This window comes from Rhizobium sp. SEMIA 4085 (assembly GCF_013004495.1).
Lineage (GTDB): Bacteria > Pseudomonadota > Alphaproteobacteria > Rhizobiales > Rhizobiaceae > Rhizobium > Rhizobium gallicum.
In genome coordinates, this window is the sequence record NZ_JABEPH010000002.1 from 1 (window position 1) to 25,288 (window position 25,288).

The following is a 25,288-nucleotide window of genomic DNA, read 5'->3' on the forward strand; positions in this document are numbered from 1 at the left end:
CAACGGCTATGTGCTGACCAAATGGCGCTTTCCCGGCGATAAGCTTGTATTTGGGCTGATGCTGTTTGCCTGCTTCATTCCGTTCCAGTCGGTGCTGCTGCCGATGGCGACGATCCTCGGTGCACTCGGCCGCTTCGGTGTCACGCTCCAGAACGCCACGGGAATGAGCTTCGGCTTCGGCAATCCGACCGTCAATCTGGTCTTCGTGCATGTCGTTTACGGCTTGGGCTTCACGACGCTGTTCTTCCGTAATTTCTACGAGGCCTTTCCGACTGAACTGGTCAGGGCAGCGCAGGTTGACGGCGCCAGCTTCTTCCAGATTTTCCGTCGCATCATGTTGCCAAATTCATTGCCGATCATCGTCGTCACGGTGATCTACCAATTCACCAATATCTGGAACGACTTCCTGTTCGCTTCCGCCTATGCCGGCACCGGTGAATCCATGCCGATGACGGTGGCGCTCAACAATGTCGTGAATACCTCGACCGGCGTGGTCGAATATAATGTCAACATGGCCGCTGCGATGATCGCCGCCGTGCCCACGCTCATCGTCTATGTCCTCGCCGGCCGCTATTTCGTGCGCGGCCTGATGGCGGGCGCCGTCAAAGGGTAACCCATGGCTTTCCTTGAAATATCCGGTCTTAAAAAACGCTTCGGCGCCGTCGACATCCTCAAGGGGATCGATCTGGAGCTTGAAAAAGGCGGATTCCTCGTGCTGGTCGGTCCATCGGGCTGCGGTAAGTCCACTTTGCTCAACACCATTGCCGGCCTTGAGTCGATTACCTCGGGCGATATTCGCATCGATGGCCGCACCATTAACGGTCTTCATCCCTCCAAGCGCGACATTGCCATGGTGTTCCAGTCCTACGCGCTCTACCCGAACATGACGGTGGCGGGAAACCTTTCCTTCGGCATGGAGATTCGCGGCGTGCCGAAGGATGCGCGTGCAAAGGCGATCAAGGAAGTGGCCGACATGCTGCAGATCGGCCATTTGCTCGACCGCAAGCCAAGCCAGCTTTCGGGCGGTCAGCGCCAGCGCGTTGCGATGGGACGCGCGTTGGTGCGCAATCCGCAGGTCTTCCTCTTCGACGAGCCGCTGTCGAACCTGGATGCCAAGCTGCGCGTCGATATGCGCACCGAGATCAAGCGCCTGCATCAGCGTATGAAAACGACGATCGTCTATGTCACGCACGACCAGATCGAGGCGATGACGCTGGCAACCAAGATCGCCGTACTGAAGGATGGCGTGCTGCAGCAGTTCGGTACACCCGCCGAAATCTACAATAGCCCGTCCAATATCTTCGTTGCCGACTTCATGGGATCGCCGGCGATGAATCTCCTCAACGCGACGCTGGAAAACAGCGCCGGCGGCCTGCAGGTTTCACTCGACCGGCCGAACGCCGAAGCCTTAAAGCTGCCGGTTTCGGCTGCAAGCAACAGCCTGGCCTCCTATGCCGGCAAGAAGGTGATCTTCGGCATTCGCCCGGAAGCGTTGACCGATCCGGACGGCGCCGACCGCAAGGCAAAGTCGCTGGCGGAAGGCGACTGTGCGATCGAGGTGGTCGAGCCCGCAGGCTCGGACACTTTCGCCGTGACGAAGCTCGGCGGCAAGTCGGTCATTGCGCGGCTGCGCGCCGATGCCGGTATTCAGCCTGGTCAGAGCACGCGCCTTGCCTTCAATCTCGATAAGGCGGTGTTCTTTGATCCGGAGAGCGAGCTCCGGATCGCATAAGCGTCCGTCAGACGGCCGTTACATGCAGGGTGACAGGTGCAAAACGGGACGAGACTGCCTCGACCGTAATGTTGCCGGTGAGCCCGGTTGCTTCCAGCCAGAAGCCAGCCGTCCCGCCCTGCAGCGGAATAGTGGAGGGGCCGACGATCTTGGCTGGACCATCGACGCGCAGTGTCACGCTATCATGCAGAAAGGGAAGTCGCTGGCCATATTGGTCTATCGCGCGAATGATGACGCGCGTCGTGTCGCGCTCGCGGGCTTTCAGCGATCCACTGTCGGCCACCACGTCGAGCGTCGTCGGCAGCGGATCGGCAGCAAGCCGCAACCTGGCCACGGGCTGGCTGTCGATATAACCCGTAAACTCGCCGTCGAGCCACTCAAAACCCCACGTGCCAAGCTCATCGGTCGTGAAATGCCGATGGTCCAGCACGACGGGCGGGTGGGGTAGGTGTGGGAAATGATCACGATCCGGACCGATGCGCTTGGTGATCGAGCCGTATTTCAGCTCGACCTCATCGCAGTTCGTAAGAATGATCAGAGGCAGAACGCCGCCGATGGTGCGTTCCCCGCGCGCCCAGAAGGTCACCGGCTTCATGACGATCTCGTCAGCCGGATCGCACTGGCTGGAATAGGCATAGGCGGCAAATTTCGGCTCGCGGAACATGTCGAGCACACCGTGATAGCAGATTCGGTCCCCGGAGCCGAAATCCTTATGGGTGTTGTAGTCGAACATGCACCAGCCGATCGCGCCGGCGATTTCCGGATCGCCGTAGGCGGCGTTCAGCACCTCGAGGTGACGACGCACATGCTCTGCCTGGCGCGCCTCCTGATCGTAGATCTTAGTCGGATGCATGTGGCCATTGAACTCGGTGATGAGGTACGGCACCTTTCGATCAAGACCGGTGCTTTCCTGCTGGTTGCGAAGCGCCGTGCGTGGGCGATTGGCGCCGGGCAGTTCCTCGTTGCCGAGGATGAAATCGTTCATCGTGTAGACGTCTTCGAGCAACTCGCTTTCCGTGATGTAGCGCACGCCGCCGGTCTTGCGGGTCGGGTCGAGCTCGCGGGCGAGCCGGTTGGTTTCGGCGTAGAAGTCGTGGCTATCCTGCGATTCGTTGATGCGCACGCCCCATATGACGATCGACGGGTGGTTCCAGTCGCGTTCGATCATGCGGCGGACGTTGCGGATCGACTCCTGCTGCCATTCCACGTCGCCGATATGCTGCCAGCCGGGGATCTCCTCGAAAACCAGCAGACCGATGCGGTCGCACTGGTCCAGGAACCATTTCGACTGCGGATAGTGCGAGGTGCGGACGATATTGCACTTCAGCACCGATTTCATGATATCGGCATCACGCTCCTGCGCCGAGCGCCCGGCCGCATAGCCGACATAAGGAAATGCCTGGTGGCGGTTCAGGCCGCGCAGTTTCAGCGGCTTGCCATTGAGCAGAAAACCATCCGGCGTGAACTCGGCGCTGCGGAAGCCGAAATGCGACGACAGCCGATCCGAGCCGTGGCTGGTTTTCAGGTCGACGGTGATTTCATAGCGTGCAGGACTGGAAATGTCCCAAAGCGAAATGCCCATAAGGCCTTCGAAGGACAGCGTCACGTCTTCGCCCGTCGTATCGCCGCTCGCGGTCGCGATGACGGTGCCGGATGCGTCCTTCAGCGAAGCCGTAACGGTGCCAAGAAACGCGGCATTTTGCGGGTTGGCGAGATCGCAGCGGACGCGAACGGATTTGACGTCGGAGAGTACATTTGCGGTTTCGATCTTGATGTTGCGGATCGAAACCGCGCCGGTGACCTTAAGCCAGGCATCGCGATAGATGCCGGCATAAGTGAGGTAGTCGATACGGCCCCCGAAAGGCGGGATTGCGGGGTTCTCGCTGCCGTCAACCTTCACGGTAACCAGGTTGTCGCCCTTAACAAGCTTGCCGGTGAGGCGGGCCTCGAAGGGCGTGTAGCCGTCCTTATGAGCGATGATCTCTTCGCCGTTCAGGTAGACGACGCTATCGGCCATGGCGCCATCGAAGACGATCGATACTTCGCGGCCTTCGAACTCGGGCAGCCAGCGCAAGACTTTCTGATAAGTAAAGGCGCGCTGATAGAGCTTCTCGTCGAAATAGTTGAAGGGCAGCTCGACGGCGGTGTGCGGCAGGCTGACGCTCGTCGTGCCGTCGAAAGCGTCGAGAAGCTGCTGGCCGAAGCCTTCGTGGAAACTCCAGGATTCATTGAACGAGACGACGGACCGCATCCCGGACTCCTCTTTAAAGCGTGTCTGATTGGCGCGGCCGGCAGAGCCGCTTACGGATATTGTGCGCCATTCGTCGCCGTGTAGATTGAATAGAGCGACTGTGTTGCGGTGATAAACAGGCGGTTTTTCTTCTGACCGCCGAAGGTGACGTTGGAGACGGTCTGCGGCACCTTGATCTTACCAAGCAAGGTACCGTCCGGGGCGAAGCAATGCACGCCATCGGCGGCGCTGCTCCAGAGATTTCCGCTGGTGTCGAAGCGGAAGCCATCCGGTATGCCGTTGTCGATTGAGCAGAAATAACGGCTATTGGCGAGCTTCTTGCCATCGATGACGTCGAAGGCGCGGATATGGCGCGGCACGTCATGATCGGCAGAGCCGGAATCGGCAATGTAGAGCTGCTTTTCGTCGGACGTGAAAGCAAGGCCGTTCGGCTGGATGAAGTCGGTAACCACCGCTTCGACGACGCCGCTCTGCGCATCGATGCGGTAGACGTTGCGCGTCTCCTGTTCCGGCTCCGACTTGTGGCCTTCGTAGTCCGATTTGATGCCGTAGCTCGGGTCCGTGAACCAGATCGAGCCGTCGGACGCGACGACGACGTCGTTTGGCGAGTTGAGACGCTTGCCCTGATAGCTGTCGGCCAGCACCGTGATCTTGCCGTCGGGCTCCGTACGCGTAACGCGACGGCCGCCGTGTTCGCAGGAGATCAGGCGCCCCTGACGATCACGGGTGTTGCCGTTGACGTAATTCGATGGCGAACGGAAGACCGAAACGCCGCCATCCGGCACCCAGCGCAGCATGCGCTCGTTCGGGATATCGCTCCAGATCAGGCAATTGAGATCAGAGAACCAGACAGGGCCTTCCGCCCAGCGGCAGCCGCTATAAAGTTCCTCCAGCCTGGCGCTTCCTGCAATCAGGCTGCGGAAGCGGTCGTCGCGAATCTCATAGAGGATATCTTGCGACACTGATTGGCACCTCCCCAAAGCGATATGAGGTTCTTCGTAAACATAAACGGCGATGCGTGCCAGAGCCCGGTGCGGCAAATGCGCCGGGCTCTGGCGATTTTTCAAAGGGCTGCCGCCGGATGCGGTGATCCGTCATATGCGCCCCATATCGACTGGTCGAAGCAGATGACCGAGCCAGTCATCAGGCCGGATTCGGCAGACGAGAGATAGGCGCAGGCGCGGGCAACTTCTTCCGGATCGACGAGGCGACCGAAGGGCTGGCTTGCCGCGGCCTTCGCCAGCCAGTCGTCGGACGCGGCGTGATATTCTCTCTGGATGCGGTCCTCACCCTCAGTCGCCATCCAGCCGATATTGAGACCGTTGACGCGGATACGGTTTCGAAGCAGCGCATAGGCCGTGTTCTTCGTCAATGTTTCAAGCGCACCCTTCGATGCGCAATAGGCGGAGATAAAGGGCTGGCCGGCTCTTGCAGACATCGAGCCGATATTGACGATCGTGCCCTCGATTTTGTCGCGACGCATGACCTTGACGGTTTCCTGCATCAGAAAGAATGGCGCGCGGACATTGACGGCGAACATGGCGTCGAAGAGTTCCGGGCTTGTATCGAGGATCGTTCCGCGATCGGTAATCGCCGCTGCGTTCACCAGTGCATCGACGCGGCCGAAGGCCTGGTCGCAGACATGGACGACATTGCGCGCGTCCTCGACATTGCCGAGATTGGCTTTGACATAGACGACCTTTGAGCCGGTTCTCGACGAGATGTCCTCCGCTTTCGCCTTGCCCTTCCGTTCATTGCGGCCGCAGATAACGATGCCTTTTGCGCCGCGTTCCGCAAAGAGCCGGGCGATCGTCGCGCCGAGCCCCTGCGTGCCGCCGGTGACGATCGCGATCTTGCCGTCGAGACGGCCATGGTCTGTGGTCATTTGGCTCCTCCCCTTGATGTGTGGCGATGATATCCGAATGGCGCCCCGTTGGGCGAGGCCCCCGTTTGCTGTCAGTGCTGACGCTCGCCCCTCATCCGCCTGCAGGACCTTCTCCTCGGTGGGCAGAAGAAACGTGTGGCGCGATGGTTTGCCCGGGGGATCGGATGAAGGGTCGGCTTGCTCCAGCCTAACCTTTCTAGCTCAACTTCCTCTCCGCCTGTTCGGCCAGCGCCGTCACCAATGCCTCGTCGCTCCAGCCTTGCCTCAACGCTTCATGCATGAGCTGCGATTGCGTCTTCGGGGCAAGGCCGCCGAGGGGCGGATCGCGGTCAAGATTGGTGGGGAAGGAGTATCCCTCGGCGCAAGCGGCGACGGCATTCGCGATTTCTGCGTCGGAGAGCCTGCCCTTCAGCGCCTTTAGAGCCGGGAACAACTTCGCGCTCATCCGTTCACGGTTTACCGTTTCCATCGCGCGGCCGAAGGCGGACGACACCTGCAGAAGATTGGCGAGACGCCTGATATTTGCCGAGCGGTTGGTGCCGGCGGCATGGAAAAGGGCGGGATTGAAGAAGACCACATCGCCCTTTTCGAGCGGTAGCTGGACGTGGTTTTCCTCGAAATAGTCCTTGAACTCCTGCCGTTTCAACGCGAGGTAGCCGGGTACATAGGTCTGGCTGTGTGGCAGGAAGAGCGTCGGCCCGCTTTCGAGCGGCATGTCGCAATGCGCGACCGCGCCCTGCAACGTCAGCACTGGAGAAAGCCGGTGCACATGCGACGGGAACTGCTCGATTACTTTCGAAGCCTGGAAGCCGAGGTGATAGTCGCGGTGGGCGGATTGCGCTGCACCGCCCGGGTTTACGCGGTTGACCTGGGCCGTCATCTGGTAGCCTGGTCCGAGCCAGGCTTCGCTGGCGATGGCGACAATGGCATTGCCGTAATATTTGGCGAAATTTGCCGGATCAGCCAGGCAATGCTTTTCCAGCGAATTCCAGATGCGGTCATTGGCGCCGGGCTTGGCGAAATGGTCGCCGCCGCCGGTCGAGGTGCGGTGCTGCCCCTCGATAAGGTCATCGAAGATCCTGCTGGCGCCATCAATAACGCTCGGGTCCTCATAGGCGTGCTTGAAGACGACCACACCCGGACCTTCGCCGAAAGCTTCGCATATCTCGGCGAGGACGGCGCGGCGGCCATGCGGATCGGCGATCGCGGCGATAACCTTGCGGCTCTCGTAGATCAGAACGTTCTTGTCGATCCTGTCTGCCGTCGGATAGTCGGCGAGCAACGTGGTCTTCTCGGCGAGTGCACGAAACTCGTCGAGATCGCAGGCATCCTCGGTCAGCCAGACGCGATCGGCACGGAGTTTCTGTGGGTTATCGGTTTTCATCAGGCGGCTCCTCCATCTCTGATGATGGCACTATACGCCGAGGATGAGCGTGTTATAGATCAGAAATCCATCAAAAAACCATCAGTATTGGCATGGCGCATATATTCCTCGTCAAGGATATTGCCTTTCAAGCGGGATTGAGCACCGCAACGGTCGATCGCGTCTTGAATGGACGAGGCGGCGTACGGCGCCAGACCGAAATGCGTGTCAGGGCTGCCATCGTTGAACTCGAGAAGCAGCAGGCCGGCGCCGAGACCGCGGCACGAAAGTTCGCGATCGATATCGTCATGGAGACGCCGGACCGTTTCAGCACTGCCGTACGGGCGGCCTTCGAGGCCGAGGTTGCGACATTCCTGCCGACGGTTTTCCGCTGCCGCTTCCATTTTGCCGAGGTGATGAAGCCGGGCGAGCTGGTCCTGCTTCTCGACCGCATTCGGCTTCGCGGAACGCATGGGATCGTGCTGAAGGCGCCCGATGTCCCCGAGATCGTCGCGGCCGTAGCGCGCGCGGACGAAGCGGGCATTCCCGTTGTCACATTGGTGACGGACCTGCCGAATTCGCTGCGCGCCGCTTACGCGGGCGCGGACAACCGGGCAGCGGGAGAGACGGCTGCCTATCTGATTGGCGAGCGCTTTTCCGGCGCCTCCGGCCAGGTGCTGGTGACGTTGTCGAGCGGCCGCTTTCGTGGCGAAGAAGAGCGGGAGATCGGCTTTCGCCGCCTCATCCGGGACCGCTATCCGCAGATCGGCATTACAGAAATCAGCGAGGGACACGGAACCGATGCGGCGACCGGTACGCAGACGGCACGCGCCATCGCTGACGATCCGGCGATCAATGCCGTCTATTCGATCGGCGGCGGTAACAAGGCGGTTCTGGCGGCCTTCGAGGCGATGCAGCGGCGGATCCTGATCTTCGTCGCTCATGATCTCGATGCCGATAACCGGGCTCTGCTTGCTGCGCATAAGATCGGCTTCGTGCTGCATCACGACTTGCGCATGGACGCCCGCTCTGCCTTCCGGACCATCATCGGCCGCCAACTTTCGGGCCATCCCGCGGCGTCTTCGCCGTCGACGGTCGAAATCGTGACACCTTACAATATGCCCGTACCCGGGTGAGTTTGTCTTTCCCTTGCCGGCGAAATCGGGGTACAGGTTTCAACAGTGAGGATCGGCTACATGGAATACAGCGACGTCGGAACGGTGGCCGCATGGCTGACGGAACAGGGACTGAAGGGTGCCTCTGAAGCCGAGCTGCTGACCGGCTTTTGCAAGTCCTGCCGCGAATTCGGCCTGCCGCTCGATCGCGGCATGGCGCTTATGGATACACTGCACCCGGTGCACGAGGGCCGTGCCTTCCGGTGGGACAGCCAGGAGGACATAGAGACCGAATTCGAATACGGTCCGACCGGCGAGGGCAGTGCGCGGGATAACTGGCAGCGTTCGGCCTTCTACTATCTCTGGTCCGGCAAAGAGAGCGAGGTGCGCCGCCGCATCGGCTTCGGCGACCCGACGGATTTCGTCATGCTCGACGAGATGGCCGAAGCGGGCCACACCGATTTCGTCGCCATGGTACATCGCTTCGCCAAAGCTGGTACGATCGGCGAGATGGATTGCTTTTTCTCGCATTTTACGACCCGGCATCCGCAAGGATTTTGCGACCACGACCTCGCCATCCTGCGCAAGCTCGTGCCGGTCCTGGCGCTGGCAATCAAGTGCATCGCGCTCGGCCGCATCGCGCGCACGATCGCCGAGGTCTATCTAGGCGAGGATGCAGCGAAGCAGGTGCTGGAGGGCAAGATCACGCGCGGCAAGTCCGAGCGGATTTCGGCGGTACTCTGGTTTTCGGATCTTCTGAATTACACCAAGATATCGGATAGCGCGCCGCCGGAAGAAATTCTGCCGCTGCTCAACGCCTATAGCGAAGTGGTGATTTCCGCGATCCATGAGGCAGGTGGCGACGTGTTGAAGCTCATCGGCGACGGTGTGCTTGCGATTTTCAAGGCTGAGGAGCAATCCGAGGCGTGCCTCGCGGCATTGCGCGCCGAGGGTCTGTTGCGCAAGAGGCTTTCGACGCTCAATCAAGCGCGCGCCACCGATGGCAGGCCGACGACCGACGTCTATCTCGGCCTGCATATCGGCGATGTCTTCTACGGCAATATCGGCAGCCAGGAACGGCTGGACTTCACGGTCATTGGTCCGGCGGTCAACGAGGTCAGCCGCATCGCGTCGATATGCCGATCGGTCGATCTCAACGTACTGATGTCATCGGATTTTGCAGCTGCTATTCCTGAGGCTCAGCGCAGCGGCCTCGCCTGCATCGGCCGTTATGCGCTGCGCGGCGTCAAGCGGCCGCAGGAGCTTTACACGCTGGAAACTGCGCGGCTCGGAGGCTGACCCTAGCGCAGCAGGCCTTGGCCGCCATCGATCCAGATCGGTGTGCCGGTGATGTGACGCGAGCGCTCTGTCGCAAGAAAAAGGATGGCTTCGGCAACATCCGCGCTATGCCCTGCCTCGCCGCCGCTGATCGGGATTTCGCCTTCCGGCCAGACGACCGGGATTTCCGTCTCCTCGCGGTGGCGGCTCCTGGTATTGTCGCTGATATTGGTGTCGATGGCGCCCGGGCAGACGGCATTGACGCGGATTCCGTGCTTGCCGAGTTCCAGTGCCAGCTGCTGCACCATCGCCACCTGGCCGGCCTTCGTGACGGTATAGGCGGTCGCCCCAGGTGTCGTGAAGGTCCGCGTGCCGTTGATCGAGGAGACGACGATGATGGAGCCGCCGTTCGATTTCATATACGGAACGGTGAGATGGAGGGTGAGGTAGGTACCGCGCAGGTTGACGGCCATCGTCTTGTCCCACTCCTGCGGCTTCAGGTCGTCGATCGGCGCCCAGACGCCATTGATGCCGGCATTGGCAACGACGATGTCGATGCCTCCGAACTTGCCGAGAAGGGTTGCAATTGCGTCGCGCATCAGGCCTTCGTCGCTGGTGTCGGCCTTCAGCGAGATCGCTTCCCCGCCTGCGGAGCGGATTTCGTCGCGGGTTTGTTTCGCCTCGCGGCCGGTGCGGCTCAAAACGGCAACCCTTGCGCCTTCTGCGGCCAGCTTCAGAGCGGTCGCCTTTCCGATGCCGGAACCCGCGCCGGTGACCAGTGCAGTTCTTCCCTGAAGTTCCATTTCCCAATCCCTCGTTCGGTTTTGCGTTAGGGCAATGTTCGAATGGGGGCATGGTTCCGCCGCGGGGGCGAAGTTATCGGGCTGGCGGCCTTAAAGCCTCACCAGGCTGCGGCGGATCGCCCACTTCTCCGGCCCGTGCACGGCGGCAAATAGAAGTCCTGCGAGGAAGCTGAAGTGGTCGATAAAGAAACCGAATTCCGCCTGGTTATCCGTCCAGCGTGACGGGCCATGAAAGGCGAATGCCAGGAAGACGACATAAGTGCCGGCAAGCAGGCTTGCCTCCGTAAAGAAGACGCCGGTTATCAAGGCTAGCGCCAAAGCCATCTCGAAGAAGGCCGCGACCCATGCCAGGAAGCCGGCCAGCGGAAAACCGGCGGAGGCGATATAGGTTGATGTGGCGCCCATGTCGGCAAACTTGAAGCCAGCCGCCATGAAGAAGATGAAGCTGAAGATAATGCGTGCGACGATCACTGCGATTGCTCTGGTCATTTGAAATCTCCTCCTATGAGCTTTCACTATGACGGATGGCGCGCGCTGCCTCCTACACGGTGCAACAACAAGGGCCGCTCGACGCGACCCTTGTTGGTTCTCACCACTCGGCGAAGCTGCCGTCGGCATGACGCCAGACAGGATTGCGCCAGCGGTGCCCCTGCTTGGCGCGCTCGATGACATAGGCCTCATCGACCTCGATACCGAGACCCGGCCCTTGGGGAATGCTGACAAAGCCCTCGGCGTACTTGAAGACGTCCTTGTTGGAGATGTAGTCGAGGATATCGTTGCCCTGGTTGTAGTGAATGCCGAGGCTCTGTTCCTGGATGAAGGCGTTGTAGGAAACGGCATCGACCTGCAGGCATGCGGCAAGCGCGATCGGCCCGAGCGGGCAATGCGGGGCGAGCGCCACGTCATAGGCTTCCGCCATCGCCGCGATCTTGCGGCACTCGCTGATGCCGCCGGCATGCGAAAGGTCCGGCTGGAGGATGTCGACATAGCCGTCGGAAAGCACCGACTTGAAATCCCAGCGCGAGTAGAGCCGCTCGCCCAACGCGATCGGCGTGGAGCAATGATTGGCGATCTCCTTCAGCGCTTCCCTGTTTTCGGAAAGCACCGGCTCTTCGATGAACATCAGCTTGTAGGGCTCGAGTTCCTTGGCCAGGACCTTTGCCATCGGCTTGTGGACACGGCCGTGGAAATCGACGCCGATGCCGATATGCGGGCCGATCGCCTCGCGGATGGTGGCGATGGTCTCGACGGCCTTTTCAACCTTCTCGTTGGTGTCGACGATCTGCATTTCCTCGCAGCCGTTGAGCTTGATCGCCTTGAAGCCGCGCGCGACGACCTCCTTGGCATTGCGCGCGACGTCTGACGGGCGGTCGCCGCCGATCCAGCTGTAGACCTTGATCCGGTCGCGCACCTGGCCGCCGAGCAGCGAATGGACCGGCTGGCCAAGGGCCTTGCCCTTGATGTCCCAGAGCGCCTGGTCGATGCCGGCAAGCGCGCTCATGTGGATGGCGCCGCCGCGGTAAAAGCCGCCGCGATACATGACGTTCCAGTGGTCCTCGATCAGGAATGGATCCTTGCCGATCAGGTAGTCGGCAAGCTCGTACACGCAGGTTTCCACGGTCAGAGCCCGGCCCTCGACCACCGGCTCGCCCCAGCCGACCACGCCCTCATCGGTCTCGACCTTCAAAAACAACCAGCGCGGCGGAACGATATAGGTGGTCAGTTTCGTGATCTTCATCGGTTCAGGCCTCATTCTTCTCGTGTTTCTCTACGGGGCGCTGCTGGTGGCTTTCTTGACGGCTGCAAGATCGCGCACCGCAAGATCCAGCATCCGGTTGGCGCATTCGCGTGCCCGTTTACGGTCGCGCATCCTGAGTGCCTCGACCAGTTCGCCGTGAACGGCAACTGCGTCCTGGCGGTTTTTAACCGCGACATTCGAGGCGTGCAGGGCATATTTCACCGCGGCGTGAATGGCGCTCGAGAGCCGCCGGAACACCTGGTTGTGGCTCGCGGCTAGCAGCACCGAATGGAACATGATGTCGGCATCGGTGAAGCTTTCCGGATCGTTGGCGCAATCGCGCATCTGTCGCCAGGCGCGGTCGAGATCGGCAATCTCCTGTGCCGTTGCGCGTGCGGCTGCGTATTCGGCGGCCGCAGGCTCGATGGTGCGTCGGGCTTCGAGGATGCAGCCGAGCAGGTCGGAATCCTCGATATGCGGTCCCATCCATTCGAGCACGTCGGCATCAAGTATGTTCCAGTCGTCCTTGTCGCAGACGGTCGTGCCGATACGAGGCTTGCCGCGCACGAGGCCTTTGGATTCCAGGATTTTCAGGGATTCGCGAATGACGGTGCGGCTGACGCCGTAGATTTCGCAGAGGTCGTTTTCGCGCGGCAGCGGCAGGCCTGCTGGATAACGGTGGGAACAGATAGCTCGCGCGATCGAGACTGTGACGTTTCGGCGCACGCGCGGGCGGCGCTCGCGCGGGTTTTCGCCCTCATCCTGCTGCTCGCTGGAGTCCACTGACCTCTAGCCTCACCGGTGAAGCAAACCGAATCCTAGTGGAAATTCGGGTTTCCATGCGACGTCTCCTCGGCGCATGTGCACAACCCTTTACTGCAATATCATACAAAGGCAATTCCATTGTATGATGATTTATCGCGCGATCAGGCGAGTGCAGGTCTTCTTCGGGACCGATTTTCTGATAGCTGTCGTCTTCTGCCGATAGAGCCTTATATTGCCGTTCGGGGAGGCCTGGCCTCTCTGCGGCGGGAAGCGGCAAAAGTCCTTTCCGGATGAGTCCAATCGAAACAGGAGGACGGCATGCAGATCAATCGTACAGGTTCGGCTCAATGGTCCGGCGGCCTCAGGGACGGCAAGGGGCGGATATCGACACAGAGCGGCGCGTTGAAGGAGCATCCCTATGGTTTTTCGAGCCGCTTCGAAGGTATTCCAGGCACCAATCCGGAAGAACTGATCGGCGCGGCCCATGCCGGCTGCTTCACCATGGCACTATCGTTGATTCTCAGCGATGCGGGGCTTACTGCCGAAGACATGGAGACGACGGCAAAGGTAACGCTCGAGAGCGTCGAAGGTGGCTTCGCGATCACCGCGATCCATCTGTCGCTGACCGGCAAGGTTCCCGGCGCCGACCAGGCGGCGTTCACCGAGCTCGCCAATAAGGCGAAGGCAGGGTGCCCGGTTTCCAAGGCGCTTTCCGCCGTGCCGATCACACTCGACGTCAAGCTGGACTGATTTCCCCAATGATCGATTTTAAATGCCGCGAGCCGATGCCGCGGCATTTTTTTGGCGGTGGCGGAATATTGACAAATGACGCCTGATGTTTTACGACTGACGAAATTCAAAATTCGTCAGTCGTAAGTAAGGTTCTGAAAACGCATGAATGAAACCGCAGAAAACATGCTGGACAGTACCCGCCAGGAAAATGTGACGCGCATTCTGGATGCGGCAGAGCGGCTGTTCCGCCACTATGGCTACGGCAAGACGACGGTTGCCGATGTGGCGCGTGACCTCGGCATGTCGCCGGCCAATATCTACCGCTTCTTCGCCTCGAAAGTGGAAATCCACCAGGCGATCTGCGGCCGCATGCTGGCGGCCAGTTACAAGCAGGCCTACGACATCTGCCACTTGCCGATCAGCGCCTCGGAGCGCCTGCGACGATTTGTGTATGGCCAGTATCAGATGACGCTAGACACGATGCTTGATGAACAGAAGGTGCACGAGATGGTCGTCGTCGCAATCGAACGCGACTGGCATGTCATCGAACGACATATCGACGCCATTCATGAACTGATCGCCGGCGTGATCCGCGAAGGGATCGCAGCCGGGGAATTCGCCGAGCAGGATGCAAATGTTGCATCACGCTGCTTCGGTGCGGCCACCGTGACGCTCTGCCACCCCCAGATGGTGGCGCAATGTCTTGCCAAGACCAACCGCGCGACGGTTGACGAACTCATCGAATATTCGATCAAGGCATTGAAATAACGGCATGGCCAGGCCGTCAGAAACACACGAAACGATCAGGAGTGCGAAGATGGTTTCGCTCAAGACACGCAATCTGCCGTCCGTTTTCAGCTTCGCGTTTGTCGGCATCGTCAGCCTCGGCCTTGCCGGCTGCAGCGAGGAGGAGAAGGCAGAGACGAAAAAAATCGTCCGCCCCGTAAAAGTCGTGGAGATTGCCATGGCCGGCCAAACGCGAGCCCTCGACTATTCCGGTGCTGTAAAAGCACGCATCGAGATGAATCTCGGGTTCCGTGTTGCGGGCAAGATCACGGAGCGACTCGTCAATATCGGCGATCGAGTGAAGCCTGGGGATGTGCTCGCGCGCATCGATTCCACGGATTATCAGCTCGCGGTGAAGACGGCTGAAGCCAACCTGGCGGCGGCCGAGAAGGGCGTACAGACGGCAGATCTCGCCAACAAGCGTGCCGGGCAGCTCTTCGACAAGAATGCCACACCGAAATCGCAACTCGAGCAGGCTTCGCTTTCCTATGACCAAGCTGTTTCGACGCGCGATGCTGCGATCTCCTCGCTCGATCAGGCGAAGAACCAGGTAAGTTACACGGATCTGAAGGCCGATCAGAACGGCATCGTAACCGCAGTCAGTGCGGATACGGGTCAGGTCGTCGCTTCCGGTACACCTGTCGTCGCCGTTGCCATCGATGGCGAGAAGGAAGTTCAGATCGCGGTGTCGGAAAACGATATTGCCGAATTCAAGCCGGGCAAGACGGTGAAGGCAACCTTCTGGTCGGATGACAAGCTGGTGCTCGACGGCAAGGTGCGCGAAGTTTCAGGAAGCGCCGATCAGCAGTCCCGGACCTTTTCCGTCCGCATCAGCCTGCCAAATGATCAGCGTGTTCTGCTCGGGATGACGGCGACGATCGAGGCGGATGTTACGAATTCCGATCCCTATGTGGCGGTGCCGTTGAGCGCGCTTGCCGAGAAGGATGGGAAGAAGATCGTCTGGGTCGTCGACCGCGGCGCGGCAACCGTGCACGCACGCCAAATCCGCGTCGGTGATTTCACCGGCGACGGCGTCAACGTCACCGATGGCCTGAAGAGCGGGGATCTCGTTGTTGCTGCCGGAACGCAGTTCATGACCGAGAACCTGAAGGTCTCGGTGCCGGGCGAGCAGTCGGCTTCCGCCGAGCCCGCCGGCACCGTTCAATAATTGCTGTCCAGGAGAGGGAATACTGTCATGGACAACTCGACCACCGAGAAACGCTCCTTCAATCTGTCGCGCTGGGCAATCGGTCATCCCAGCATTGCACGCTTCCTCTTCGGTTTGATCATCATCACCGGTGCGCTCGGACTGATGCGCATGGGGCAGAAGGAAGATCCGGATTTCACCTTCCGTGTCATGGTCGTGCAAGCTATGTGGCCAGGCGCCTCGATCCAGGAAATGGAGGACCAGGTCGTCAACAAGATCGAGCGCAAGCTGCAGGAAACGCCGCATCTCGATTTCGTTCGCTCTTACACCCGTGCCGGCAGCGCCGTCATTACGCTGCAGGTGAAGGGCGACACGAACTCCGCGGAAGTGGCGGATGCCTTCTATCAGGTGCGCAAGAAGGTCGGCGATATTTCGAACGAGCTGCCGGAAGGCCTGCTTGGGCCCTATTTCAATGACGAATTCGGCGATACCTTCATCACACTTCATTCGATCAGCGGCGACGGCTACTCCTATCCGGAACTGAAGAAATTCGCGATCCAGGCGCGCGACATGCTGCTTTCGACGCGGGGCGTCGAGAAGGCCGTCATCATTGGTGACCAGCCGGAAAAGATCTACATCGACGTTTCCTCCAAGGCGCTTGCCGAACGAGGACTTACGATCCTCGACCTGCAAAATGCCATCAAAGGCCAGAACACAGTCGATCCTGCCGGCTCTGTCGATACCGGGCTGCGTTCGGTGCGTATTTCCGTCGAAGGCGATGTGAAGAAGGCCGAGGATATTCGCGAACTACGCCTGCGTTCCGGCAACCAGGTGACGCGTCTCGGTGATATTGCCACCGTTACCTCCGGGCTCGAAGACCCCTATCAACGCAAATACCGTTTCAACGGGCACGAAAGCGTGCAGGTCGGCGTGGTCATGGCCAAAGGCTTCAAGGTCACGGATGTCGGCAAGGATATCGAAGCGACCTATCAGCGCTTCGATGAATCTCTTCCCTATGGCGTTTCCGTCGACCAGATATCCAATCAGCCGGATGTCGTGACCGAGGCCATCAGCGAATTCATGCATGCGCTTGGCGAAGCGCTTATCATCGTGCTGATCGTCTCGTTCCTGTCGATCGGCTGGCGATCGGGCCTTGTCATTGCGATAGCGATTCCGCTTGTGCTGGCTGCGACCTTCGCCATCATGTACGAACTCGGCATCGACCTGCAGCGCATCTCGCTCGGCGCGCTCATTATTGCGCTTGGACTTTTGGTCGACGATGCGATGATCGTCGTCGAGATGATGGAACGAAAACTGGAAGAGGGCCTCGTGAAGATCGAGGCGGCGAGCTTCGCCTATTCCTCGACCGCCTTCCCAATGCTGACCGGTACGCTGATCACCACGGCAGGCTTCATTCCCGTCGGCTTTGCAGAATCGACGGCCGGCGAATATGTGCGCTCGCTCTTTTATGTGGTCGGCATCGCGCTCGTCGTCTCGTGGTTCGTCGCGGTCTATTTCACGCCGTGGCTGGGTTACATGATCCTCAAGCAGCGCAAGCACGCCGGCGAGCATCACGATGTCTTCGACACGCGCTTTTACCGCCGCCTGCGCACCACTGTCGCATGGGCTGTGCGTCATCGCATCATCGTGCTGGCTGCCACGCTCTTCACCTTTGCGACGAGTCTCTGGGCGTTCCAGTTCATTCCGCAGAACTTCTTCCCGCAATCCTCGCGTCCGGAAATTCTCGTCGATCTCTGGCTGCCGGAAGGCACCAGCATCAAGGAAGTCGAGACGCAGGCAAAGATGCTCGAAGCCAAGATGATGGATGACAAGGACAAGAAGTTCATTGCCACCTATATCGGCGAGGGCGCACCGCGCTTCTTCTTGCCGCTCGACCAGCAGCTTCGCAATCCAAACTTCGCACAGCTCCTGATCATCGCAAATGATGAACCTGCCCGCGAGCGGCTGATCGTCAAGCTGCGCAGCATCCTTGCGGACGATTTTCCGTCGATCCGCGGCAAGGTCGACCGTCTCTTCCTCGGTCCGCCGACGGGCTGGCCCGTGCAAATGCGCGTCATGGGACCGGATCGCCAGGAGGTTCGCCATATCGCCGATCAGGTGAAGGCGAAGTTTGCCGAAAATCCGCAGCTCGGTGCCGTCCACGACGATTGGCTGGAGCCGGTGCCGGCCATGAAGCTGGTGATCGACCAGGATCGTGCCCGCGCCCTCGGCGTCACTTCGCAGCGCGTCCGCCAGACGCTGCAGACCGCCGTGTCCGGCACGTCGCTTGACGACTTCCGCGACGGCGAAGAGACGGTCTCGATCGTGGCCCGGGAGCCGGATTCCAGCCGTTCGCTGGTGTCGGCGGTCAATTCGGTCTATGTCCCGACGGACTTCGGAGGTTTTGTTCCGGTCTCGCAGGTCGCCAGGGTCGTCCCCGTCATGGAGCAAGGCGTCGAATGGCGGCGTGACCGCCTGCCGACGATCACCGTCCGCGGGACGCTGCCAGATGGCATCCAGCCAAACGACGTGGCGATGAAGATGTATGCCGATATGCAGGGCCTGCGCGACAGCCTGCCTGCCGGGTACAAGATCGAAATCCAGGGCGGTGCGGAAGATGCCGCTGAAAGTCAGGCTTCGATCGCCGCCAAGGCGCCGATCATGCTCGTCGTCATCGTCCTGCTGCTGATGGCGCAGCTGCAGCATTTCGGCAAAGCGATGCTGGTGCTCGCGACCGGCCCACTCGGCATCATCGGTGCCTCTGCCGCACTGCTGATCAGCGGCGCGCCCTTCGGTTTCGTCGCGATCCTCGGCGTGATTGCGCTGCTCGGCATCATCATCCGCAACTCGATCATCCTCGTCGACCAGATCGACCAGGATATCAAGGCGGGCATGGACCGGCAGGAGGCGATCGTGGGTGCGGCCGTGCGCCGTTTCCGGCCGATCATGCTGACGGCGCTGACGGCAGTTCTCGCCCTTATCCCGATCTCCCGCGGTGTCTTCTGGGGTCCGCTCGCCTACGCGATGATGGGCGGCATTCTTGTTGCGACCGTGCTGACCATCCTCGTGCTACCAGCCGGTTATGCCCTCTTCTTCGCCCGCGAGCCGAAGACCAAGGACACGGAGACCGAATATGCCAATGCCAACCAGGAAGAGGCGGATGACCATCATCCGCCGGCATTGGCAGCAGAGTGAAAATGGCGGGTGAAAGCCCCGCCATTTTCATTTTCCAATCAACTCACTCGAAAAAATGCTCTCAAGCCGCTACCGCTTTCAGGCCCAGAAGAGCCGCGCCAATGAGGCCCGGCTCTAAGCGGCATTCGCTGCGCACGATCAGCGGCCGGTCGAACCTGCGCAGCGTGCGGCCCCTTACGGCCTTGTCGAGTTCGGCAAGCAGCGGCTCGACATTGGAAAGGCCGCCGCCGACCGGGACGATGGTCGCGCCGGTGATATTGACAGTGAGTGCCAAGGGCGAGGCGACGAGATCGGTATAGACATCGATCGTGTTCGTCGCCTTTTCCTCACCCCGTCGCCATTGCGCGATGATTTCCTCGCTCGGGAAGTCGAGGTCGTGCAGCGTCTTGTGAAGCCGCTCGAGGCCGCGGGCGCCACCGACTGTATCGACGCAGCCCTTCTGGCCGCAGCCGCAGGGAAGGGCCGGGATTTTCACGGGGGGATTGCCGGCTTCGCAGGCGAGGATCGGGCCGTGACCCCATTCGCCGGCGAAACCGCCCGAGGCGTTGACGAGCCGGCCGTCGGAAACGAGCCCGCCGCCGACGCCAGTGCCGAGGATCGCACCGAAGACGATGCGGTGGCCGCGCCCGGCGCCGAGTTCGGCTTCGGCCATGGTGAAGCAATCGGCGTCGTTGGCAATCAGGACCGGAAAGCCAAGTTCGGCCTCCAGATCAGCCGCAAGGCTGCGGTTGTGAATGCAGGGAATGTTGGCGCATGTCAGCCGTTGCGTATCCGGATCGACGACGCCGGCAATCGAGAAGGCAAGGCACGAAGGTGTTTCGCTGGTCTCTGCTATGAAGCTGCGGATGGTCTCGGCGAAAGCAGCAAAATCATCCTTGGGCGTCGGACGGCGACCCATTGGAACGATATCCGTTTCCGAGCGTGCGATACCGCCTTTGATCGCCGAACCGCCGATGTCGAGTGAGATGATCATGCTTGTCTGCCTCGAAAGTTTCCGCGTCTGCTCGCACCCTTCGGGCGGATTTGCAAGTCCTATGCCGGCAGGTTCACCTTCGCCTCGAAGCCGGAAGTCTCGTCGCTTGCCGGGGAGAGGAGTTCCAGCGTGCCGCCCATCTGTGCGACGATGCGGTCGGCGATCGCAAGGCCCAGTCCGGAACCGGATGCGCTGGTCGTGCCGCGCCGGAAGCGTTTCTTGAGGCCCGCAAGATCGGCTTCCCGGATCGCAGGGCCGCCATTGACGACACGGATGGTCCCGGCCTTATCCAGGCTGACCGTGGCGGGCCGATCCTGGTCGCCGTGAAGAAGCGCGTTTTCGATGAGGTTGCGCATGACGATGCCAAAGGCATCCATGTCTGCATAACGGACAAGCGTTGCTCCGGCGTCGGGCACATAGTTGACGCGCCCCTTGGTGCGGCTGTCGCGCTCGTAGTCGCTGACGATCATCTCCAGCACCTTGCTGAGATCGGCGGCTTTGTCGCTGGCACCGATGCCGGCTTCGGCGCGTGAAAGCTGCAGCAGTTTTTCGGCAAGGCGGCCGAGATCGACGAGCGAGCTTTCGACCTGCAGCGCCCGCGTCCTGGCGGCACCGGCCGACAGTTCTTCGGCCAATCGCTGGGTCTGTGCCAGAGCGCCGGCAATCGGCGTGCGGAGCTCGTGAGCGCTGTTAGCGGTAAATTCGCGTTCCGCTTCAAGGGCCGACCGGAGACGAGCGAGCAGAAGATTGACCGAGCGAGCGATCGGCTTGATTTCTTTCGGCAACCCGTCGCCTTCAATGGCTGCCATGTTGCCGCTGTCCTTGGTGGCGATGTCCCGGCGTAGCGTTTCGATCGGCTTCAGCGCCCGGCCAAGGATGAGCCAGATGGCGAAGATACTCGCCGGGATCAGCACGATCAGTGGAAGCAGCAGCGTGACGGCGCTTTCGCGCACGGCTTCGCGACGATTGCCGAGGCGATCGGCCACCTGCATGAACAGGGCGTCGTCAGCGGTCGCTTCGGTATAGATGCGCTGGTGATCGTTGTTGTGAAAACCGCGGACGAGTGGCGCATCGAAAGGTTCGGGCGAAGCGTCATTGGAGCGGAGAACGACATTTCCGTCCTTGTCGCGGACTTGATAGGTCAGATATTCGCGGCTGGCTGGCGTATTTAAAATTGCGACGCCGGAAGCGTAGGTTTCGGCGCGCTGGTTCAGGTCGTCGACGATCAGCGCCAAAAGGCGCTGGGCCGTCTCCTGCTGGGCGCTGTCGAAAAGCTCGTCGAATTCGTGCTGCATCACCTGGATGCCGAGCCCGATCGCGGCGAGCCAGAAGATGACCATAGTACTTGTGAGCGCCAGAATGAGCCGGCGCGTAATGCTCGGTTCGCGTCTCATGCTTGCGCCAGCGTGTAGCCGATGCCGCGGGCGGTCTTGATCCTGTCGCGACCGATCTTCTTGCGCAGCCGGCTGACATAGACCTCAACCGTATTGCTTTCGATCTCCGAGCCGAAGGCATAAAGGGCTTCCTCGATCCGGTCCTTCGGCACGATTGCGCCCGGACGGGCGATGAGCAGATCGAGCACAGCCCATTCGCGGCTGGTCAGCACGACCGGCTCGCCGGCGATGGCAATTCTGTGCTGCGGCCGGTCGATCTCGATATCGGCAATGCGGATGATAGTCCTTGGATTGGCGTCGTAGCGGCGCGCGACCGCCATGATGCGGGCCTGCAATTCTCCGAGATCGAATGGCTTGACGAGGTAGTCGTCGGCGCCGGCGTTCAGGCCCTCGATGCGATCGGAAATCTGGTCGCGCGCAGTGAGAATTATTACCGGCATTGCCATGCCGTCGTTACGCAACCGTTTCAGCAAATCGATGCCTCTGCCGTCGGGAAGCTGCAGATCAAGCAGGATCAGACCGTAGTCGACGGAGCCTGCAGCGGCCTCAGCATCGCCGATCGTACACATCCAGTCGATCGCGTGAGCGGCCGCTGCAACGTGATCGCGCACCGCTTGCCCAATCATCTTGTCGTCTTCAACCAAAAGAATGCGCAAGCAATTTCTCCTTGCCAAGAGCAGTAGCGCTGCTTTTTGCTAAGGGTCAAGTGAAGGGTGCCGGCGAAAAATCGCCATGCAATAGCCGTGATCCAGAACCCGCGCGGCCATGATGGCGGCGCATTCGACAGAGAAGATTCACATTGAGATGGTATCAGTCGCGAGCCGACGAGCCGGGATGTTATGACAATCGAGCAAATGGAGACATCGCGCAGGCGTTTGATCAGGAGTCCGCGCCTAAGAGGGCGACGGCTTTCGGCCATCCTGAGGCAGCTTGCGGGTGACAGGAGCCGCGAGCGCATTTCGATCGGCGATCTTTTCGAGGTGATGGGCGACCGCGCGACCGGTGCGCTCATGCTGGTCTTTGCCATTCCCAATCTGGTGCCGACGCCGCCCGGAACCTCCGCAATCCTCGGCGCGCCGCTACTTTTTCTTGCAGCGCAGCTGACGTTCGGGCTGAAGCCATGGTTACCGAAGGTAATTGCCGGACGGTCGATGAAGCGCGAGGATTTCGAGGCGGTCGTCTCGCGAATCCACCGTTGGCTCGCCTTTGCCGAGCGCATGCTGCAGCCGCGGCTTTCTTTCCTCGTCGAGCCGCCTGCCGAATACCTTGTGGGCTTTCTGTGCCTAGTGCTTGCGGTCATCCTGACGCTGCCGATCCCGCTCGGCAACATCCTGCCGGCTTTTACCATCTGCCTGTTTTCCTTCGGCATTTTGGGCAAGGACGGTCTCTTTTCGGCGTTTGGAATGGTCATGGCCGGTATTTCACTGACCGTCGTTGGCGGCGTGATCTACGGCCTTATCAAGGCTGCGATCTTCTTCGTCACAAACTGGTTTGCCTGAGCGAATATTCGCCCATACCGCCGATGCATTTTCTCAATGCACTCGACTTTTGCTCAATTTTGTTCTGATCTGGCGCGGCACAGACTCAAAGATATTCGTCCGGCAGAAAGCCGGCCCATTTTACGCGCGGTAGACCTCAATGGCGAAAAGAACCGAGACACCTGGACGGCTGGACGACGCAGCGCGTGCGGGCTGGCTTTATTACGTGGCTGGGCGCACGCAGGACGAGATTGCCTCTGCGATGGGTATCTCGCGACAATCAGCACAGCGCCTGGTGTCGCTGGCCGTCGCTGAAAAACTCATCAAAGTGCGGCTCGATCATCCGATTGCTGCCTGCCTCGAGCTCGCCAACCAGCTGCGCAAGAAATTCGACCTCAAGCATGTCGAGATCGTGCCGAGCGATCCGGGGTCTTCATCGAGGACGGTCGGCATTGCCGAAGCGGCGGCTGCTGAGATCGAGCGATGGCTCAAGCGGCCGGATCCGATCGTGCTCGCCGTTGGTACCGGCCGCACGTTGAAGGCTGCGGTCGATCAACTGCCGACGATCGAATGTCCGAATCATCGCATCGTTTCGCTGACGGGCAACATCACGCCGGACGGTTCAGCCGCCTATTACAATGTCATCTTCAGCATGGCGGATGCGGTGAAGGCGCGGCACTTCCCGATGCCGCTGCCCGTGCTCGTCACCTCGGCCGAGGAGCGTGAATTGCTCCATGGCCAGCAACTGGTGCGCTACACGCTTGCAATCAGCGCCCAAGCCGATGTGACCTTCGTCGGTATCGGCGAACTGGGCATCGACGGCCCACTGTGCGTCGACGGCTTCCTGGAGAAGGACGAGATGATGGAGCTGATGCGCGAGGGGGCCGTCGGCGAAATCTGCGGCTGGATTTTCGACGAGGAGGGCAGGCTTCTCGATAATCCGATCAACGAGCGCGTCGCGTCGGCCTCGATTCCTTCACGCGAAACCTCGACAGTCATTGGAATCGCCAAGGGCAAGCGCAAGTTCAAGGCGATTAGGGCCGCAATTGTTGGCCGTCAAATCAATAGCCTGATCACCGATGAACAGACTGCCGATTTTTTGCTCACGTCTTGAGCAAAAAATATCATATTCAAAATCAATCGCATAGCTGGTCATTTCGCTGTTGCAGCAACGATTCCAATTGACATCCCACGCTCTGTAGTGAGTAATTGCTCACGAGCAAAGCGAATGCTCATACCCCATCTTCTGGGAGGAAGATATGACATTGAGAACTATTCTGCTGGGCGCCTGCTCAGCATTGGCGTTTGCGGGCATGGCTTCGGCCGAAACGCTGACGATCGCGACCGTGAACAACGGCGACATGATCCGAATGCAGAAGCTGACGGATGACTTCAAGGCGAAGAATCCCGACATCGACCTTGAATGGGTTACCCTCGAAGAGAACGTTCTGCGCCAGAAGGTCACGACTGACATCGCGACCAAGGGCGGCCAGTACGACGTTCTGACGATCGGCACTTATGAAGTCCCGATCTGGGCAAAGCAGAGCTGGCTCCTGCCGCTCGACAACCTGGGCGCCGATTATGACGCCGACGACCTGCTGCCAGCCATACGCAGCGGCCTGACTGTAGACGGCAAGCTGTATGCGGCGCCGTTTTACGGTGAAAGCTCGATGGTCATGTATCGGAAAGACCTCTTCGACGCCGCCGGTTTGAAGATGCCCGACGCGCCGACCTGGGACTTCATCGCCGACGCTGCGAAGAAGATCACCGACAAGGACAAGGAAATCTACGGCATCTGCCTGCGCGGCAAAGCCGGCTGGGGCGAAAACATGGCCTTCCTCACGGCGATGTCGAACTCCTTCGGTGCCCGCTGGTTCGATGAGAGCTGGAAACCCCAGTTCGACCAGCCGGAGTGGAAGGACACGCTCACCTTCTACGTCGACCTGATGAAGGAAGCCGGCCCTCCCGGCGCTTCGTCGAACGGCTTCAACGAAAACCTGGCGCTCTTCCAGACCGGCAAGTGCGGCATGTGGATCGACGCCACCGTTGCGGCCTCCTTCGTCAGCAACCCGAAGGAATCGAAGGTTGCCGACAAGGTCGGTTTCGCACTGGCTCCGGACAAGGGTCTCGGCAAGCGTGGCAACTGGCTGTGGGCCTGGAGCCTTGCCATCCCGGCGAGCTCGCAGAAGGTCGAAGCAGCTGAGAAGTTCGTCGCCTGGGCAACGAGCAAGGACTACACCAAGCTCGTCGCCGAGAAGGAAGGCTGGCTGAACGCACCTCCCGGCACGCGTACCTCGCTCTATGAGAACGCAGAATACCAGAAGGCTGCGGCTTTCGCGAAGATGACGCTCGACTCCATCAATGCGGCTGACCCGACCAAGCCGACCGTAAAGCCGGTTCCCTATGTCGGCGTCCAGTTTGTGGCGATCCCCGAATTCCAGGGCATCGGCACGGCCGTCGGCCAGCAGTTCTCCGCCGCTCTCGCCGGCCAGGTCTCGGTCGACCAGGCGCTGCAGAGCGCGCAGCAACTGGCGACCCGCGAAATGACCAAGGCTGGTTACATCAAATAATAACCTCCTGAGACGGTGGGATCGTTGACCTCCCGCCCCTCTGGGCCGCCGAATGCCCGAATAGCGTCGGCGGCCCCTTTTTC

At 60.4% G+C, this 25,288-nt stretch carries 22 protein-coding genes; 11 read left to right on the forward strand and 11 right to left on the reverse strand.

Annotation, left to right across the window (positions count from 1 at the left end; translation table 11 throughout):
- Both C9413_RS00355 and C9413_RS00360 read left to right on the forward strand, forming a co-directional pair.
- Window positions 1-613, forward strand: a 613-nt coding sequence (locus C9413_RS00355) for a carbohydrate ABC transporter permease (RefSeq protein WP_170250101.1), incomplete at its 5' end; no start/stop codon positions are given.
- 3 nt (window positions 614-616) lie between these two features.
- A complete protein-coding gene (locus C9413_RS00360) occupies window positions 617-1,732 on the forward strand; it encodes an ABC transporter ATP-binding protein (RefSeq protein WP_170250102.1) in 1,116 nt (371 codons plus the stop codon).
- Between the two features lie 7 nt (window positions 1,733-1,739).
- Here the strand turns inward: C9413_RS00360 and C9413_RS00365 are convergent, their stop codons facing one another.
- From C9413_RS00365 to C9413_RS00380, 4 genes are all read right to left on the reverse strand, one after another.
- Window positions 1,740-3,983 (reverse strand): glycoside hydrolase family 2 protein, encoded by a 2,244-nt coding sequence (locus tag C9413_RS00365; protein WP_170250103.1) that lies wholly within the window; start codon window positions 3,981-3,983, stop codon window positions 1,740-1,742.
- A gap of 50 nt (window positions 3,984-4,033) precedes the next feature.
- Window positions 4,034-4,945 (reverse strand): SMP-30/gluconolactonase/LRE family protein, encoded by a 912-nt coding sequence (locus tag C9413_RS00370; protein ID WP_039846202.1) that lies wholly within the window; start codon window positions 4,943-4,945, stop codon window positions 4,034-4,036.
- Window positions 4,946-5,046: 101 nt separating this feature from the next.
- Window positions 5,047-5,868, reverse strand: coding sequence for an SDR family oxidoreductase (locus C9413_RS00375; RefSeq protein WP_039846201.1), 822 nt, complete (start codon window positions 5,866-5,868; stop codon window positions 5,047-5,049).
- A gap of 196 nt (window positions 5,869-6,064) precedes the next feature.
- Complete coding sequence (locus C9413_RS00380; RefSeq protein WP_039846200.1) at window positions 6,065-7,252, reverse strand: phytanoyl-CoA dioxygenase family protein; 1,188 nt, start codon at window positions 7,250-7,252, stop codon at window positions 6,065-6,067.
- 92 nt (window positions 7,253-7,344) lie between these two features.
- On the opposite strand from C9413_RS00380, the gene C9413_RS00385 reads away from it, so the two are divergent.
- Both C9413_RS00385 and C9413_RS00390 read left to right on the forward strand, forming a co-directional pair.
- On the forward strand, window positions 7,345-8,367 hold the full coding sequence (locus C9413_RS00385; RefSeq protein ID WP_039846199.1) for a LacI family DNA-binding transcriptional regulator: 1,023 nt from the start codon (window positions 7,345-7,347) through the stop codon (window positions 8,365-8,367).
- 60 nt (window positions 8,368-8,427) lie between these two features.
- Window positions 8,428-9,645: an adenylate/guanylate cyclase domain-containing protein gene (locus tag C9413_RS00390; protein ID WP_039846198.1), complete on the forward strand. Its 1,218-nt coding sequence runs from the start codon at window positions 8,428-8,430 to the stop codon at window positions 9,643-9,645.
- Window positions 9,646-9,647: 2 nt separating this feature from the next.
- Here the strand turns inward: C9413_RS00390 and C9413_RS00395 are convergent, their stop codons facing one another.
- From C9413_RS00395 to C9413_RS00410, 4 genes are all read right to left on the reverse strand, one after another.
- Window positions 9,648-10,427 (reverse strand): SDR family NAD(P)-dependent oxidoreductase, encoded by a 780-nt coding sequence (locus C9413_RS00395; RefSeq protein ID WP_039846197.1) that lies wholly within the window; start codon window positions 10,425-10,427, stop codon window positions 9,648-9,650.
- A gap of 90 nt (window positions 10,428-10,517) precedes the next feature.
- The gene (locus tag C9413_RS00400; protein ID WP_039846196.1) at window positions 10,518-10,916 is read right to left on the reverse strand and encodes a DoxX family protein; all 399 of its coding nucleotides are present in this window, start codon (window positions 10,914-10,916) and stop codon (window positions 10,518-10,520) included.
- 100 nt (window positions 10,917-11,016) lie between these two features.
- Complete coding sequence (gene dgoD / locus C9413_RS00405; protein WP_039846195.1) at window positions 11,017-12,165, reverse strand: galactonate dehydratase; 1,149 nt, start codon at window positions 12,163-12,165, stop codon at window positions 11,017-11,019.
- Between the two features lie 30 nt (window positions 12,166-12,195).
- Window positions 12,196-12,948, reverse strand: coding sequence for a FadR/GntR family transcriptional regulator (locus tag C9413_RS00410; RefSeq protein ID WP_039846194.1), 753 nt, complete (start codon window positions 12,946-12,948; stop codon window positions 12,196-12,198).
- Between the two features lie 300 nt (window positions 12,949-13,248).
- Here C9413_RS00410 and C9413_RS00415 point away from each other — a divergent pair, with 300 nt between their 5' ends.
- The 4 genes from C9413_RS00415 (at window position 13,249) to C9413_RS00430 (ending at window position 18,790) form a co-directional block, all read left to right on the forward strand.
- Window positions 13,249-13,680: an OsmC family protein gene (locus C9413_RS00415; protein ID WP_039846193.1), complete on the forward strand. Its 432-nt coding sequence runs from the start codon at window positions 13,249-13,251 to the stop codon at window positions 13,678-13,680.
- Between the two features lie 144 nt (window positions 13,681-13,824).
- Window positions 13,825-14,430 (forward strand): TetR family transcriptional regulator, encoded by a 606-nt coding sequence (locus C9413_RS00420; protein ID WP_039846192.1) that lies wholly within the window; start codon window positions 13,825-13,827, stop codon window positions 14,428-14,430.
- Window positions 14,431-14,479: 49 nt separating this feature from the next.
- Complete coding sequence (locus C9413_RS00425) at window positions 14,480-15,616, forward strand: efflux RND transporter periplasmic adaptor subunit (RefSeq protein ID WP_039847007.1); 1,137 nt, start codon at window positions 14,480-14,482, stop codon at window positions 15,614-15,616.
- Window positions 15,617-15,643: 27 nt separating this feature from the next.
- A complete protein-coding gene (locus C9413_RS00430) occupies window positions 15,644-18,790 on the forward strand; it encodes an efflux RND transporter permease subunit (protein ID WP_039846191.1) in 3,147 nt (1,048 codons plus the stop codon).
- Between the two features lie 61 nt (window positions 18,791-18,851).
- Here the strand turns inward: C9413_RS00430 and C9413_RS00435 are convergent, their stop codons facing one another.
- The 3 genes from C9413_RS00435 to C9413_RS00445 are packed head-to-tail and all read right to left on the reverse strand — an operon-like array spanning window position 18,852 to window position 21,813.
- Window positions 18,852-19,763 carry an ROK family protein gene (locus C9413_RS00435; RefSeq protein WP_039846190.1) on the reverse strand — a complete coding sequence of 304 codons (912 nt, stop codon included), beginning with the start codon at window positions 19,761-19,763 and terminating at the stop codon, window positions 18,852-18,854.
- Between the two features lie 59 nt (window positions 19,764-19,822).
- The gene (locus C9413_RS00440; RefSeq protein WP_039846189.1) at window positions 19,823-21,157 is read right to left on the reverse strand and encodes an ATP-binding protein; all 1,335 of its coding nucleotides are present in this window, start codon (window positions 21,155-21,157) and stop codon (window positions 19,823-19,825) included.
- On the reverse strand, window positions 21,154-21,813 hold the full coding sequence (locus C9413_RS00445; protein ID WP_039846188.1) for a response regulator: 660 nt from the start codon (window positions 21,811-21,813) through the stop codon (window positions 21,154-21,156). The genes C9413_RS00440 and C9413_RS00445 overlap by 4 nt, the downstream gene beginning before the upstream one ends.
- 264 nt (window positions 21,814-22,077) lie before the next feature.
- On the opposite strand from C9413_RS00445, the gene C9413_RS00450 reads away from it, so the two are divergent.
- The 3 genes from C9413_RS00450 to C9413_RS00460 all read left to right on the forward strand — a co-directional run bounded on the left by C9413_RS00450 (window position 22,078) and on the right by C9413_RS00460 (window position 25,205).
- A complete protein-coding gene (locus C9413_RS00450) occupies window positions 22,078-22,656 on the forward strand; it encodes an exopolysaccharide biosynthesis protein (protein WP_223844027.1) in 579 nt (192 codons plus the stop codon).
- A 139-nt stretch (window positions 22,657-22,795) separates the two neighbouring features.
- Window positions 22,796-23,749, forward strand: a complete 954-nt coding sequence (locus tag C9413_RS00455; RefSeq protein WP_039846186.1) for a sugar-binding transcriptional regulator — start codon at window positions 22,796-22,798, stop codon at window positions 23,747-23,749.
- 145 nt (window positions 23,750-23,894) lie between these two features.
- Window positions 23,895-25,205 carry a sugar ABC transporter substrate-binding protein gene (locus C9413_RS00460; RefSeq protein WP_039846185.1) on the forward strand — a complete coding sequence of 437 codons (1,311 nt, stop codon included), beginning with the start codon at window positions 23,895-23,897 and terminating at the stop codon, window positions 25,203-25,205.
- The last annotated feature ends 83 nt before the right edge of the window (window positions 25,206-25,288 follow it).